General features: G+C 41.1%; 12 protein-coding genes. 6 read left to right on the plus strand and 6 right to left on the minus strand.

The window, feature by feature from the left end; genetic code table 11:
• Positions 1–41 precede the first annotated feature (41 nt).
• From rph to F909_RS02155, 3 genes are all read left to right on the plus strand, one after another.
• Positions 42–758 carry a ribonuclease PH gene (rph, locus tag F909_RS02165; protein ID WP_004801766.1) on the plus strand — a complete coding sequence of 239 codons (717 nt, stop codon included), beginning with the start codon at positions 42–44 and terminating at the stop codon, positions 756–758.
• 314 nt (positions 759–1,072) lie between these two features.
• Positions 1,073–3,253, plus strand: coding sequence for a phosphocholine-specific phospholipase C (locus F909_RS02160; RefSeq protein WP_005154254.1), 2,181 nt, complete (start codon positions 1,073–1,075; stop codon positions 3,251–3,253).
• A 238-nt stretch (positions 3,254–3,491) separates the two neighbouring features.
• Positions 3,492–3,677, plus strand: coding sequence for an ABZJ_00068 family colistin stress protein (locus F909_RS02155; RefSeq protein WP_032878311.1), 186 nt, complete (start codon positions 3,492–3,494; stop codon positions 3,675–3,677).
• On the opposite strand, the gene nadC is transcribed toward F909_RS02155, so the two are convergent.
• Positions 3,674–4,519 (minus strand): carboxylating nicotinate-nucleotide diphosphorylase, encoded by an 846-nt coding sequence (gene nadC / locus F909_RS02150; protein ID WP_005154258.1) that lies wholly within the window; start codon positions 4,517–4,519, stop codon positions 3,674–3,676. The two genes, F909_RS02155 and nadC, sit on opposite strands and share 4 nt — an antisense overlap.
• Positions 4,520–4,932: 413 nt before the next feature.
• Between nadC and ampD the strand changes: the two genes are divergently transcribed.
• Positions 4,933–5,526, plus strand: coding sequence for a 1,6-anhydro-N-acetylmuramyl-L-alanine amidase AmpD (gene ampD, locus F909_RS02145; protein WP_032878313.1), 594 nt, complete (start codon positions 4,933–4,935; stop codon positions 5,524–5,526).
• Between the two features lie 62 nt (positions 5,527–5,588).
• Positions 5,589–7,139: a murein biosynthesis integral membrane protein MurJ gene (gene murJ, locus F909_RS02140; protein ID WP_171067363.1), complete on the plus strand. Its 1,551-nt coding sequence runs from the start codon at positions 5,589–5,591 to the stop codon at positions 7,137–7,139.
• Positions 7,140–7,180: 41 nt separating this feature from the next.
• On the opposite strand, the gene F909_RS02135 is transcribed toward murJ, so the two are convergent.
• From F909_RS02135 to F909_RS02115, 5 genes are all read right to left on the minus strand, one after another.
• Positions 7,181–7,864 carry a BamJ family beta-barrel-assembly machinery protein gene (locus F909_RS02135; RefSeq protein WP_005154265.1) on the minus strand — a complete coding sequence of 228 codons (684 nt, stop codon included), beginning with the start codon at positions 7,862–7,864 and terminating at the stop codon, positions 7,181–7,183.
• A 45-nt stretch (positions 7,865–7,909) separates the two neighbouring features.
• The gene (locus F909_RS02130; RefSeq protein WP_005154267.1) at positions 7,910–8,617 is read right to left on the minus strand and encodes a BamJ family beta-barrel-assembly machinery protein; all 708 of its coding nucleotides are present in this window, start codon (positions 8,615–8,617) and stop codon (positions 7,910–7,912) included.
• A 177-nt stretch (positions 8,618–8,794) separates the two neighbouring features.
• A complete protein-coding gene (locus F909_RS02125; RefSeq protein ID WP_005154270.1) occupies positions 8,795–10,978 on the minus strand; it encodes a polysaccharide biosynthesis tyrosine autokinase in 2,184 nt (727 codons plus the stop codon).
• A 17-nt stretch (positions 10,979–10,995) separates the two neighbouring features.
• The gene (locus F909_RS02120) at positions 10,996–11,424 is read right to left on the minus strand and encodes a low molecular weight protein-tyrosine-phosphatase (protein ID WP_005154275.1); all 429 of its coding nucleotides are present in this window, start codon (positions 11,422–11,424) and stop codon (positions 10,996–10,998) included.
• A 5-nt stretch (positions 11,425–11,429) separates the two neighbouring features.
• Complete coding sequence (locus F909_RS02115; RefSeq protein ID WP_005154279.1) at positions 11,430–12,530, minus strand: polysaccharide biosynthesis/export family protein; 1,101 nt, start codon at positions 12,528–12,530, stop codon at positions 11,430–11,432.
• A gap of 636 nt (positions 12,531–13,166) precedes the next feature.
• Here F909_RS02115 and wecB point away from each other — a divergent pair.
• Entirely contained in the window at positions 13,167–14,291 is a 1,125-nt protein-coding gene (wecB, locus tag F909_RS02110) for a non-hydrolyzing UDP-N-acetylglucosamine 2-epimerase (RefSeq protein WP_005154280.1), read from the plus strand.
• The last annotated feature ends 34 nt before the right edge of the window (positions 14,292–14,325 follow it).

Raw genomic sequence — 14,325 nt, forward strand, 5'->3', positions numbered from 1 at the left:
ATGGCGCAATGATATTTGTGCCATAGTTTTAAGGAATCGTTATGCGTATTGACCAAAGAACATTAGACCAATTACGTGAGGTCAAAATTACCCGTAACTTTACTCGTTACGCAGAAGGCTCAGTTTTGGTTGAGTTTGGTCATACTAAAGTGTTGTGTACCGCAAGTATTGAGAACTCAGTGCCTCGTTTCTTGAAAGGTCAGGGACAAGGCTGGGTGACAGCTGAATATGGCATGTTACCGCGCTCAACGCATACTCGCAGTGATCGTGAAGCGGCACGCGGTAAGCAAACAGGTCGTACGCAGGAAATTCAACGTTTAATTGGTCGTAGTTTACGTGCCATGGTGGATTTGAAAAAATTAGGCGAGAACACCATTACGATTGACTGTGATGTGATTCAAGCGGATGGTGGAACACGTACAGCAGCAATTACAGGCGCAGCAGTGGCTTTGGTTGATGCGATGAACGTATTACTTAGCAACAAGAAAATTAAACAGGATCCATTAAAAAGCTTAGTCGCAGCAATTTCAGTCGGGATGTATCAAGACGAAGTTTTACTCGATTTATGCTACGAAGAAGATTCAAATTGCCAAACCGATTTAAACGTGGTGATGACGCAGGCTGGTGAATTTATTGAAATTCAAGGAACGGCAGAAGACAAACCGTTTACGCGCCAGCAGTGCAATGCCATGTTAGAGCTTGCAGAAAAAGGAATCGCTGAATTGATTCAGAAGCAACAGCAGGCACTCGGTTGGTAATGACCAGTTGATAGTGCGGGCGGTCTGGTTTTTTTAGACCGCCTTTTTTTTAATCTATTTTTTGTCATCGAATTGCGATCAAATCATCATTCAATTGTCATTTATATTGTATTGACTATCTGCACTGATATTTAACGGATAGTAAAATGCGAAATTTCCTTTTAGCGTTGCTTAGCAGCAGTTGCTTGTTACTCAGTGCCTGTAACGACAGTGATGGCGATAACAATAATAATCCTACGCCAAATCCAAAGCCGCCAACATCTACCTGCAAAATCCACTGTGCCCCATAAATATAATAATAAGGAAATAAACCAATGAATCGTCGCGATTTTTTATTAAATTCAACCAAAGCCTTGTTTGGTACAGCTGCGCTGACCAGTTTCCCCATGAGTATTCAAAAAGCCCTTGCGATTGATGCTAAGGTGGAAACAGGCACCATCAAAGACGTTAAACATGTGGTGATTCTGACCCAAGAAAATCGTTCTTTTGATAATTATTTTGGCACGTTGAAAGGTGTACGTGGTTTCGGTGACCGCTTTACCATTCCTTTAAGCCAAGGTCGTAAAGTCTGGGAACAGTATGATGCCAAAAAGAATAAGGTCTATCCGTATCACTTAGACAGCAGCCGTGGCAATGCACAGCGTGTCAGTGGCACACCGCACTCATGGACCGATGGCCAATATGCCTGGGATCATGGTCGTATGGGTAGTTGGGTGCAATACAAGCAACCGCAATCGATGGGCTATTACAAGCAACAAGAAGTTGAATTTCAGTTTGCTTTAGCCAATGCCTTTACTTTGTGTGATGCTTATCACTGCGCGATGCATACGGGTACCAATTCCAACCGTATGTTTATCTGGACAGGAACCAATGGTCCAACAGGCGCCAATGTTGCCAGTGTAGTCAATGATCTGGATGAGATTGGCCCATCGACCACAGGTTATGACTGGACCACTTATCCTGAGCGTTTACAGCAAGCAGGCGTAAGCTGGAAAGTTTATCAAAACATGCCAGACAACTTTACCGATAACCCATTGGCAGGATTTAAAAAGTACCGCCGTGCCAATGAGTTATCAGGTAAACCCGTCAATAACAGCACCATTTGCCCAGCTTATGATCCAGCAATTGATGCAACCCAACCACTCTATAAAGGTATTGCCAATACCATGCCAGATGGTGGTTTTCTGGGAACATTTAAAGAGGACATTGCCAAAGGGCAGTTGCCACAAGTGAGCTGGCTGGTTGCACCAGCGACCTACAGTGAGCATCCAGGGCCATCAAGCCCAGTGCAGGGAGCATGGTATATCCAAGAAGTTCTCAATGCGTTGACTGAGCGCCCAGAGCTGTGGAGCCAAACTGTTTTCTTGATTAATTTTGACGAAAATGATGGTTTCTTTGATCATGTACCTTCACCAAGTGCACCTTCAATGGATGCATCTGGCAGGGTATATGGCAAATCGACGCTCAGTAAAGAACAGATGTCTTATGAATATGCGACGCATGCCAGGGCTTCGAACGGTCAGCCAAATTTTACCGATCCTGAAGTGAGTAATGGCGTTGGGGTCTATGGACCAGGGGTTCGGGTACCGATGTATATCATTTCACCATGGAGTCGCGGTGGTTGGGTCAATTCACAAGTGTTTGATCACTCTTCCGTGATCCGATTCTTGGAGCAATGTTTTGATGTGAAAGAGCCGAATATCAGTCCCTATCGTCGTGCAGTATGTGGTGATTTAACTTCGGCATTTAATTTTAAAACGCCTAATTTACTCCCAGTACCAGATTTATCTGGTAAGAAGAGTAAAGCAGAAGCTGATGCGATTCGTAAAGCACAAGAGGGGTTGGCGCAGGTCAGTCGTCCTTTAAGCCAAACGTATCCAATTCAGGACATGGGAATTCGTCCATCGCGTGCACTGCCTTATGTCTTGCATAGCAGTGCTAAAGTTGATGCTGTGGCTAAAACCGTGAAATTAATGTTCTCAAATACGGGCACACATGCCGCTGTCTTCCATGTCTATGACAAATTGAATTTAGAAGTAGTTCCACGCCGTTATATGGTGGAGGCGGGCAAGCAACTAGATGACGTGTGGCAGACTAAGGACAATCAGTATGATCTATGGGTATTGGGGCCAAATGGTTTTCATCGCAGTTTTGCGGGTAACCTAACTCAAACGGCACAAATTCAGGCACTTCCAGAAGTTCGTGTCTGTATGGAAGAGTGTGATCCAAAGATTTTCCTAAAAGTCCGCAATGACGCTACACAAACAGCAAAACTGGTGATCAAAGCCAATGCCTACTTACCAAATAAGAGCTGGAAAATTGAAACGGCTGCGACGGAAAAAGAACTGAGCTGGGATATGTCTGAATTTGGTGGCTGGTATGACTTTACCGTCACGATTGAAAATGATCCAAGCTATAGCCGTCGCTTTGCTGGACGTATTGAAACCAATGAGGACTCCATTTCTGATCCTTATATGGGCTTTTCAGGAAATTAAGGTTGTTTGATACGGGCCTGCAGTCTAAGTAAATCTTAGGCTGCTTCTATTTAGTGGGGAACATGATCAAACGGATGGTCTGCTACAGCACCGAAAAGAGAATTAAACGCAATGACAGCATTTTCAACAAGAACATGACGGAGTGTTTACATGCCTATAACACAGCCCACTGATTTGACTCATTTTAATTTGATAAATTGAGTCAAATTGAAAGAAACAAGTTTAAGGGGAAATCATGATGCTACAAGTATTTTTGGTCTTACTCACTGCAGTAACATTTGTATTAATGGCGGCTGACCCTCGTCCAACGGATTCGACCGAAGCCAAATCAGCGTGGCAAGTTGAAACGACACAATTGAATAAAGCAGAGGCTTTAGTAGAACACAAGCCCCTGAAGCAAGAAAAAGACCTTGATCAGGCTTAAGCGTTAAAACGCATGGATAAATCAACTGCACGTACGTCTTTGGTCAATACGCCCATTGAAATGTAGTCCACGCCAGTGGTTGCCACTTCACGTAAATTGTCGATGGTAATATTACCAGAAGCCTCTAATTTACAACGACCTGCTACATGTTTGACCGCATCAATCATCTGTTGCTGGCTAAAGTTATCCAACATCACAATATCAGCACCTGCTTCAAGTGCTTGATTGAGCTCATCCCATGTCTCAACTTCAACCTCTACAGGTTTGCCTGGCGCAATCGTATGTGCCTTGGCAATTGCTTGAGCAATTCCACCCGCTGCCATGATGTGATTTTCTTTAATTAAAAATGCATCAAATAAACCTAAACGATGATTTTGACCACCGCCGACAGCAACCGCATATTTTTGTGCAATACGTAAGCCGGGTAAGGTTTTACGGGTATCGAGTAGTTTAGTATGTAAACCATCGAGCTGTTGCACATAGCTAGCCGTTTTGGTTGCTACTGCTGAGAGGGTTTGCACAAAGTTTAAAGCAGGGCGCTCTACGGTGAGTAAACTACGTGCAGAACCAGCAAGTTTTAAGAATGCTTCATTTGCCGCAACATGTTCGCCTTCTTGTTTGAGCCATGTGATTTGAACAGAGCTGTCATAGGCTTGAATTAACGCATTGACCCAAGGCTGACCCGCCAACACCATATCTTCACGTGTAATAATGGTTGCAGTGGCCTGTTCATCTTCTGGTGTGAGCATGGCGGTAATATCGCCGTCCCCGATATCTTCTTGTAATGCTTGTTGAATATTGATTTGAATAGATTGTTCAAGCAAAGATTGAGGGATACTCATACCATTTCCAGTGTATTTTTGACTAAAAAACTTGTGCGTTATAATAGGGTCTATTGACATTTCAACCATGCATTGCGTTATTGGCTAAAACGAAATAAACAAGGCATGAAATGTAGGCAATGGCGCTACCCTTGTCAAGTTTCATAACGCTGTTTATGGAGGTTTTAGCCATAACCCTTCGGGACAGGAATATTTTTTGCCGCTCCTGCGTTATAACTTTGCTCATTTAGAATGACTAAATTTTGCAAGTCATGCCTTGTATCGTCTAAAAATATTCTCTGTCGCAAGCATCTGTGAACTGTCAATAGCCCCTAATACTCTACTCATAAAAAATAAGTATTTCATCTCGATTATTCGTGATAAAGCATGTCAGAATGGACAAGATAAATATTAAATTGCTGATTCGGGTCACCATGCAACAATCTAAATTTGCTCAAGTTCAAGATGGAATACTGGAAGGCGCAACACAAATTGCGTCGCCCAACTTTAATGCCCGACCTGCTGATACCGATATTCAACTGATTGTTATTCATAATATTAGTTTGCCACCTTCACAATTTGGTGGTGGTTATATTCAACAATTCTTTCAGAATCAGCTGGATTGGTCAGTACATCCTTATTTCCAAACCATTGAGGGGATGAAAGTTTCAGCGCATCTACTGATTTTACGTACAGGCGAAGTGATTCAGTTTGTGAATTTTAATGACCGTTCGTGGCACGCAGGCCGTTCTAGCTATTTGGCATTGAAAGAATGTAATGATTATTCGATTGGAATAGAGCTTGAGGGAAGTGATGATCTGCCTTTTGAGCCTAAGCAATATCAAGCATTGGCTGAAGTTGTGAATACTTTACGCCAAGTATATCCAAAAATTCAAAATCATATTGCAGGCCATTCTGATATTGCGCCAAAACGGAAAACCGATCCCGGCTTATATTTTGATTGGCAATTGTTTAGGAATTTATTGTCCAAACAAAAATTCGCCCAAAAAACATCGTCGGATTTATAATTTCACAACGAAATCTATTCGGACTTTCATTACAATAACGCTTTTTAAAATATAAGCCGTAGGTGAATGCGATGGCATTGTGGCGATCGACTGTAATTGTCAGTGCAATGACGATGTTATCCCGGGTATTGGGTTTGGTACGTGATGTGGTACTGCTCAATGTGTTTGGTGCAGGTAAGGACTTCGATACTTTTGTTGTTGCCTTTCGTATTCCCAACTTCTTCAGACGATTATTTGCAGAAGGGGCATTTTCTCAAGCTTTTATTCCCGTCTTAACAGAATATAAAACCAGCCGTGCACATGCCGAGGTCCAGATTCTCATTAGTCGGGTGTTTGGCTGTTTGCTTACGGCTATGTCCTTATTGACCTTTGTGGCAATGGTGGCTGCGCCCGCAATTATTTATCTGTATGCACCTGGTTTCCATAACGATCCAGAGAAATTCGATCTCGCTGTGGATATGTTCCGCCTCACCATTCCATACCTGATGTTTATGTCCTTGACGGCTTTTGCCAGCAGTATCCTCAACAGTTATGGTTCATTTGCATCACCTGCTTTTTCTCCAGTATTGCTGAATGTGGCAATGATTGCAGGGGCATGGTGGCTGACCCCGTACATGGCCGAGCCAATTATGGCCTTGGGTTGGGCCGTGGTTGCTGCGGGTGTCTTACAGCTGGCGATTCAGATTCCTGAATTATGGAAGAAGAACTTATTGATTCCACCTAAAGTAGACTTCAAACATGAAGGTGTGGATCGTATTTTAAAGCTGATGCTGCCAGCTTTGTTCGGTGTGTCAGTCACTCAGATTAACTTACTGCTCAATACAATCTGGGCATCATTTATGCAAGATGGCTCGGTATCATGGCTATACAGTGCCGAGCGTATGACTGAGTTGCCATTGGGATTGATTGGCGTCGCGATTGGTACGGTAATTTTACCTTCGCTTTCTGCACGTCATGCGGAACAAGATCAAGCTAAATTTAGAGGCATGATTGATTGGGCTGCCAAGATTATTATGTTGGTCGGTATTCCCGCAAGTATTGCATTATTTATGTTGTCGACACCGATTATTCAGGCCTTGTTCCAGCGTGGTGAATTTACCGTAGAAGATACGCGAATGACAGCATTGGCCCTGCAATGTATGAGTGCAGGGGTAATCTCATTTATGTTGATTAAAGTGTTTGCACCAGGCTTCTATGCACAACAAGATACCAAAACACCTGTCCGTGTGGGCTTAATGGCCGTCGCAGCCAATGCGATTCTAAACGTAGTCTTTATTGGCTTTTTTAAGTTAATCGATTGGCATGCCGAGCATATGGCACTCGCACTGGCATCTTCAGGCTCGGCTTTGGTGAATGCGGGTATGCTGTACTTCTATTTACATAAACGTAATATCTATCGTTTTGGCGCACATTGGAAAAAACTGGCATTGCAATATGCGGTTGCTAATATCGCCATGATTGCTGCGCTTTGGTATGGCTTAACGTGGTACCAAGGCGATATTTCTCAATGGCTACGTATTGCTGAAGTGACAGGTTTATGTGTGATTGGCGTCGTGGCTTATGTTGTTGGGTTGTTGGTTATGGGCTTCCGTCCAAGACATTTGAAAGCTTAGACTTTTTGAAAAATTAAACCCTCCAATTGGAGGGTTTTTTATTATTTCACTTCGAGTAATTCAATATCAAAAATCAACGTACTATTAGGACCAATCGCATCGCCCGAACCGACATCACCATAGGCGAGATTTGCTGGAATAAAGAAACGTGTTTTGCCACCTTCTTTCATGGTTTGAACCCCTTCAGTCCAACCCGCAATCACTTGACTCAGTTTGAACTCAAGCGGATGGTTACGTGCAATTGAACTATCAAATACGGTGCCATCAAGCAGACGGCCTTCATAATTGACTTTAACGGTAGAGCTTGCTTTTGGAGACTTACCTTTACCTTGTTCTAGCACTTGGTATTGTAGGCCTGATTTCGTGGTCACGATATCTGCTTTCTTGCCATTTTCAGCTAAAAAGGCTTTGCCTGCTTGATCATTTTTTTGTGCTTGTTCTTGAAACTCGACCAGTTGTTTGGCTTCTAGGCGCTTTTTATATTGATTGAGTACAGTTGCCATTTCCTCATCGGTCAATGATGCAGCTTTACCTTGCACCGCTTCTTGTAAACCCTGTACAAAGGTCTCGATATTTAAATCTTTTAGTGTTTCGGCATTCCCTCGACCCATCAGATAACCGTAGCTATATCCGAGTTGATCTTTTTGTGGACTTTTTGTGGAAATAGGAGCTGCTTGAACCGTTCCGATGGTTGAAGCAATTAAAATGAGACCTAATCTTTTCATTATTTCTTCCAAAAATAAAGGAGAGCACAGGCTCTCCTTAGATCATTATTTTACAGCGATTAATTCTACATCAAAAATTAATGTGCTATTCGGTGGGATCGAACCAGGAACACCTTGTTCACCATAACCTAAGTTTGCTGGAATATAAAAAGTCGCTTTTCCGCCTTCTTTCATCAGCTGTAAGCCTTCAGTCCAACCCGGAATCACTTGATTTAGTGGGAACTCAATTGGCTCACCACGGTCATAGGAGCTGTCAAACACTTTACCATCAGCAAGTTGGCCTTTGTAATGAACTTTCACAACGGATGTTGCGACAGGTTGCTTACCTGTGCCTTCTTTGGTGATCTTGTATTGCAAGCCTGAAGCTGTGGTTTTCACACCTTCTTTTTTCGCATTTTCTGCTAAAAAGCTGTTGTTGGTTGCTTCAGTTTTTTTGGTTTCAGCGACTTGTTTTTGTTGTTGCTCTTTTTGGAACTCAACATAAGCTGCCTGTAACTCTTCTTCTGTGTAGGCAGCAGGTTTTTGCGCATGTGCATCACGGAAACCAGTAATAAATGCACTGGTTTCTAATTCGGGTGGTGTTTGTTTTGCCACTTCATAACCTAATGCATAACTGATTTTTGCAACAGGTGCTGCATTTTTGTCAGCTTTGGCACCAAGCTCAGTGGTTGGGTTTTTGGTAGCGTAGTAAATAGGAACGAGCGCTGCACCGCCTAAAACAGCTGCGACAACGAAAGGTAAAGCTTTACTCATGAGATGTCCCAAAGCGAGATTTGAATAAAAAATATGGCATTGATCTTAGCATGCTTGAGCTTAAGCATTGAATAACAAACCGCAAAAATGCGTGAGTTTTTTATAAGATTTATGTGTTTAAGCATAAAAAACCAGATCATCTGATCTGGTTTTTTGAACAATTAAATTGCACTCGGTTTAATCATCTTTATGCGCTTTATAAGCATATGAATAATTGTAGCCGTAGCCATAACCCGCACTTGAGCGTTGGATATCGTTCAAGATAAAACCGTTGACTTTCACATTGGCCTGTTCAAAACGATTCAAACTTAGTTCAAGTTCTTTCATTTGTGATTTGGCATAACGTGCAATGATTAAATTTACACCCGCGTATTGTGAAATAATAATACCATCGGTAACAGCCAAAATCGGTGGTGTATCGATAATGATGTGATCGTATTGTTGGCTTAGTTGTTCCAATAACGATTTAAACTGATCCGAACCAAGCATTTCAGACGGATTGGTTGGATTTTTACCACGAGTAATGATACTGAGACCTGAAATATCAGTTTGGTGAATCACTTGATTGAGGTCTGCTTGGTGACTTAAGAACTCAGATAAACCTGGTTTGACTTCGACATTAAAATATTTATGTAGGTAGCCACGACGCATATCAGCATCGATGATAAGTACTTTTTTATTACTTTGCGCAAAAATTGTGGCTAAGTTGGTCGAGATAAATGATTTGCCCACTTCAGGTGAAGGACCTGCAATCATGATGATATTGTTCTTGGCATTTGCCAAAGCGAAGTGAATCGCGGTTCGAATACTGCGTAAGCTTTCTACTGCAATATCATCATTGTGTTTAATTGCCAAAATAGGAATAGATTTTTTCTTCTTCAAGATACTCATACGAGTTTCCTGAACAGGGGAGCGCGGTACTGTAGCGTAGACTGGTAGATCGAACTCATTTTCGATTTGTGTTGAATCTTTCACGCCTGTACGAAGCATATTACGTATTAGTGCAATTAAAGTTCCTAAAAAAGCACCCAAGAAAATTGACAGAATCAGGATTTGTAATTTTTTCGGTTTAATTGGCTCGACAGGTTCCACCGCTGTATCGACAATACGTACATTGCCAATCTCACCTGCTTTAGCAATACGCAACTGCTGATAAGAGTTTAATAATGCAGTATAAAGCTGTGCCTTAACTTCAACTTCCCGATAAAGTTGCAGATATTGTCTTTGCACATCAGGTAGTTGCTTTAAGGTACTGTTTAACTCGGCAATCTGTTTGTCAATAGCCCCAATTTGAGCATTAATTTCACGCATTGCTGGATGTTGAGCCGTGTATTTGGCTGCGAGATCGGCTTGTTGTTGTTGCAACTCAATCTTTTTGGTTTCTAGGGTAATGCTCTGAGTTAAATACAGTTCAGATTCTTTGGTCACATCAACAGTATTATATTTTTGACGGAATTTATTGAATTCGCGTTCCGCATCATCCAGTTGCTTTTTCAGATCTGGTAGCTGTTCATCCAAGAACTTTAAGGTTTGTGCCGTTTCAGCAGAACGACGTTCTACATTCTGTGCACTATATGCCTCTAAAATCGCATTTAAAACTTTAGAAATATGTTCTTTGTCTTGACCTTGATAATTTAGTCCTAAAATTCCAGTCAGTTTGCCCTTTTCAGCTACAGAGTAGTTGGACAGAATAGCCTGGACAGCAGCAGGTAAAGAATTCTTTTGTACGAAATAATGCGTATCAAAAGTATCATTGCTATAGATTGCAATTTTCCAAACGCCAGCTCGTGTACTCAGTTGATTGAGCTTATTTAGTGGTGCGGTTAAAAGTACTTCATCCGTCTTTGGATCAGTTAAGCTAAAATTATGATCTTTAAAACTTAAATTAAGTTTTTTATCCAGATAATAATTTGGGACATCGAATTGTTTAATATCAAAAGCTTTTTGCTCATCATTAAAAATGACACCTCTAGGGGTATATTCAGTGGCAAAATCTGCTTTATTGAATAAACGATGTGAAAAAGTATCTTCTGAACTTGCAATTTCAAGATCTAGATGAAGCGCTTGAATCACTGAGCCAAGTACCAAGCGTGACTTTAAAATCTCGATTTCAGATTGTGCTGGTGATTTTTGCTCAATCATTTGAGAAAGATCACCGAGTAGAGCGGCAGAAGCACCTTTACTGTCTTCCACTTGAACCAATGCATCGACTGAATAAGTATCAGGCGTAGCACGTAGGTAGAGTAAAGCAAGCACCAAGCTTAGAATAATACACAGTGCAATGAGCTTCCATTGTGCAATCAAAGCAAAGAACAGCTCTTTTAGGTCAATCGTATCTTCAGTATTGGTATTTTGGCTCATAATCTTAATCTAAAAAGTTAAATATAATTTTTCCAGTCAGTCACACACTGTTGAATCAGCTGACAGGTATTATCAAAAAAAGTCTGATCATGTTGATAAGGATCAGGTACGTTTTTGTTTTGCCAATGTCCTAGACGGAAAACTTTCCCTTTCGCAAATGGCCATGTTTGCTCAATATGCTTTTGCTGATTATTGCTCATCACCAAAATCAGGTCTGCCTGTTTTAGGTGTCCAGCATTAAGCTTTTGAGCAATATGCATACTCATATCAATATTTAGACGCTGCATACACAGTTGCGCTTTATCATCTGCTGCATGTCCAATCAAGCCTGAAATTCCCGCAGATTCAATCTGCAGGTCAGGGTGTTGCTGTTTGAGTAAATACTCGGCCATGGGGCTGCGGCAAATATTGCCAACACAAACAACTAAAACTGTTTTAATCTCCATCTCGATTATTGCCCTAGACGATCAAAATTGTATAGCGCACTAGAGAACGGAATAACTTGGTTAACAACACGTTGCCAGCGTGTCAGACCTGTTGCATCGACATAGACAATATCATTACTACGCAGTCTAAATTGGTTGGCCAGACCAAAATCGCCCAAACTCACTAAATTCAAATGATACAGTTCAGTATGGCGATCTTGCGGATTGGTGCGGAGTACATAAATACGACTGGCACTGGCCGAAAGTGGGTTGAGACCTAAACTTTCACCCAAAGCATCACTTAAGGTCATGCCTTGGTCGCGCATTGGCAAGGCTTGGTTTTTACCCGACTCACCCATCACATAAATCTTTTGGTTTTCTCTTGAGCTGACATAAATCGTATCATTGGGTTGTACCAATAGTTTATGTAGTGAATAGCCAGACTTTTCTAGCGCAATGGTATTCAGGTCATAAGTAATACCATTACGAATCAGCTGAATAAAGGTATTATCACCTTTATCGGTGACACCTCCAGCCATACCCAAAGCAGTATAGATACTAATTGGCTGGTCATTTAAAAAGAATTGACCGCCCTTAATGACACTACCTTGAACTGAATAGCGTTGGCCTTGATAAGACAGTACTCGAACAATCACATCAGGGTTTTTTAAATAACGTGCAAATTGACTACGTAGGTCTGTGTTGAGTTGTGCGAGTGTTTTGCCTGCAGCTTTATAGCGACCAACCAAAGGAACCTGAACAAAACCATTATAATCAATTGGATAGCCATTGGCTTGAATTGATTGATCATTGGTTAGGTTGTTGACCGGCGGAGTAATTTCGGGATATGCCCAAAGTTGAATAGAGAGCACATCCCCAGAACTCAGGCGATAGGTTTGTTGCTGTTGTTTAAAAAGTGCTGTGTAATTATTTCGATAATCGATTTGAGCGGGCTGAATCGCGGGTAAATTGTCCTGCGTAATTTTTATAACATTGACATCAGTTCCTTGGTCTGTAGTGTAAACGCCTTCACTTGGAATATCATATGTTTGTAAGCCAGAAGTAACAGCACAAGCTGTCGCACTAAGACTAATCGCAAGAATGGAAAAAAGTTGATAATGCTTCACACTCGACCCTTGAATAGTTATATCTGTTGTTACACAACAACATATCTTTGGACTTAGAATTGGGCTAATTCTAGCTGAAAAAGATCAAAAAAGCATAAAAGAATCATTTCGGTTTGTATGTTTAGTTTATCTGAATAATATGGAAGTGAGCATTTGGAATGCTTAGAATTGGGTTGTTAAAAACAATCATACAATTCAAATGGGGGCTAAATTAAAAATCTGCTATAGTACGCCCGTTTCGCAGCAGTAAAGGGATAGCATAGTTCCCATGAAAGCGATGAGGGTATTCGAAAGGATTGGAAGATGGAGCATTTGTGACATTGATGGGCTAAATCTGAGTTACTACAATGTATTAGAAAAGTTAAAGAGTTTTGCTTTGACATGTTGAAGTGATAAAGAGTTTTAGTAGCAAAAACAATGTTGGATTGCTTTAAATAAGAGATCAAAATTACTTGTTATTTGTTGCCATTTTAGGTTTGTGTTTGATTGAATTTATTGGTTTAAGTTCATCTTGCGGCGATCATTGTTTCGCACTATATGACACGACAAAAATGGGCAAATAGAATGAATTTTATGGGTTAATTCGATTTAAACTCATAAATAGATAGAACGTCATACATAAAAAGGGTGAATCGGGTGAAAAAAGTTTTATTAGTATTTGGTACTCGACCAGAAGCGATAAAAATGGCCCCTTTGGCCTTAAAGTTACAACAGTTTAATGAAAATTTTGAGACTAAAGTCTGTGTGACAGGTCAACATCGCCAAATGTTGGATCAGGTGCTAAGTTTATTTGAATTAACACCAGACTTTGATTTGAATTTGATGAAACCAGGGCAAACGCTGTCAGATGTGACTTCTGGGGTACTTAAAGGACTAGAACAGGTTTTTGACGCATGGACGCCCGATGTGGTTTTGGTGCATGGCGATACCGCGACGACTTTTGCAGCCTCATTGGCCGCGTATTATCACAAAATAAAAGTAGGTCATGTCGAAGCGGGCTTGCGCACAGGTGATCTATATTCCCCTTGGCCAGAAGAAGCCAATCGAAAATTAACGGGCGTACTTGCAAATTATCATTTTGCTCCGACTCAATCATCATATAACAATTTAATTAAAGAAAATGTAAATCCTGCAAATATAGTCGTGACAGGAAACACCGTGATTGATGCGTTGCTGCAAGTCAAACAAAAAGTAGAACAAGACCAACAATTGGTCATGCAATTTCAGCAAGAATTTCCATTCCTTGATGCAGATAAAAAACTCATCTTAGTCACAGGACACCGTCGTGAGAATTTTGGGCAGGGCTTTTTAAATATCTGCAAGGCATTGGCGAATCTGGCTAAAAAATATCCTGATATTCAAATTGTTTATCCTGTGCATTTAAATCCGAATGTACAACAACCTGTTAACGAGCTGTTAGCGGGTATCGCCAATATTCATCTGATCGCTCCGCAAGATTATTTGCCTTTTGTGTATTTGATGAATCGCAGTTATCTGATTTTGACCGACTCTGGTGGTATTCAAGAAGAAGCACCATCATTGGGTAAGCCCGTGCTGGTTATGCGAGATACCACTGAAAGACCTGAAGCGGTTGATGCAGGAACGGTACGTTTAGTTGGTACAGATACAGAAACCATTGAGCGTTCAGTCATAGAGTTACTTGAAAATCCAAATATTTATGCTGAGATGGCAGAAGCCCATAATCCGTATGGAGATGGTGATTCATGTCAGCAAATTATTGATTTTCTTAAAGCGAACTAAGCCGAAATTTCCATTTATTTTGATTTAAAAGTAT

Origin of the sequence: Acinetobacter sp. ANC 3929, assembly GCF_000369405.1 — a bacterium.
In the GTDB taxonomy this organism is placed as follows: Bacteria; Pseudomonadota; Gammaproteobacteria; order Pseudomonadales; family Moraxellaceae; genus Acinetobacter.

Coding starts and splice junctions, on each gene's coding strand:
- rph (WP_004801766.1), top strand. CDS start 42: ATGCGTATTGACCAAAGAACATTAGACCAATTACGTGAGGTCAAAATT.
- F909_RS02160 (WP_005154254.1), top strand. CDS start 1,073: ATGAATCGTCGCGATTTTTTATTAAATTCAACCAAAGCCTTGTTTGGT.
- F909_RS02155 (WP_032878311.1), top strand. CDS start 3,492: ATGCTACAAGTATTTTTGGTCTTACTCACTGCAGTAACATTTGTATTA.
- nadC (WP_005154258.1), bottom strand. CDS start 4,519: ATGAGTATCCCTCAATCTTTGCTTGAACAATCTATTCAAATCAATATT.
- ampD (WP_032878313.1), top strand. CDS start 4,933: ATGCAACAATCTAAATTTGCTCAAGTTCAAGATGGAATACTGGAAGGC.
- F909_RS02135 (WP_005154265.1), bottom strand. CDS start 7,864: ATGAAAAGATTAGGTCTCATTTTAATTGCTTCAACCATCGGAACGGTT.
- F909_RS02130 (WP_005154267.1), bottom strand. CDS start 8,617: ATGAGTAAAGCTTTACCTTTCGTTGTCGCAGCTGTTTTAGGCGGTGCA.
- F909_RS02125 (WP_005154270.1), bottom strand. CDS start 10,978: ATGAGCCAAAATACCAATACTGAAGATACGATTGACCTAAAAGAGCTG.
- F909_RS02120 (WP_005154275.1), bottom strand. CDS start 11,424: ATGGAGATTAAAACAGTTTTAGTTGTTTGTGTTGGCAATATTTGCCGC.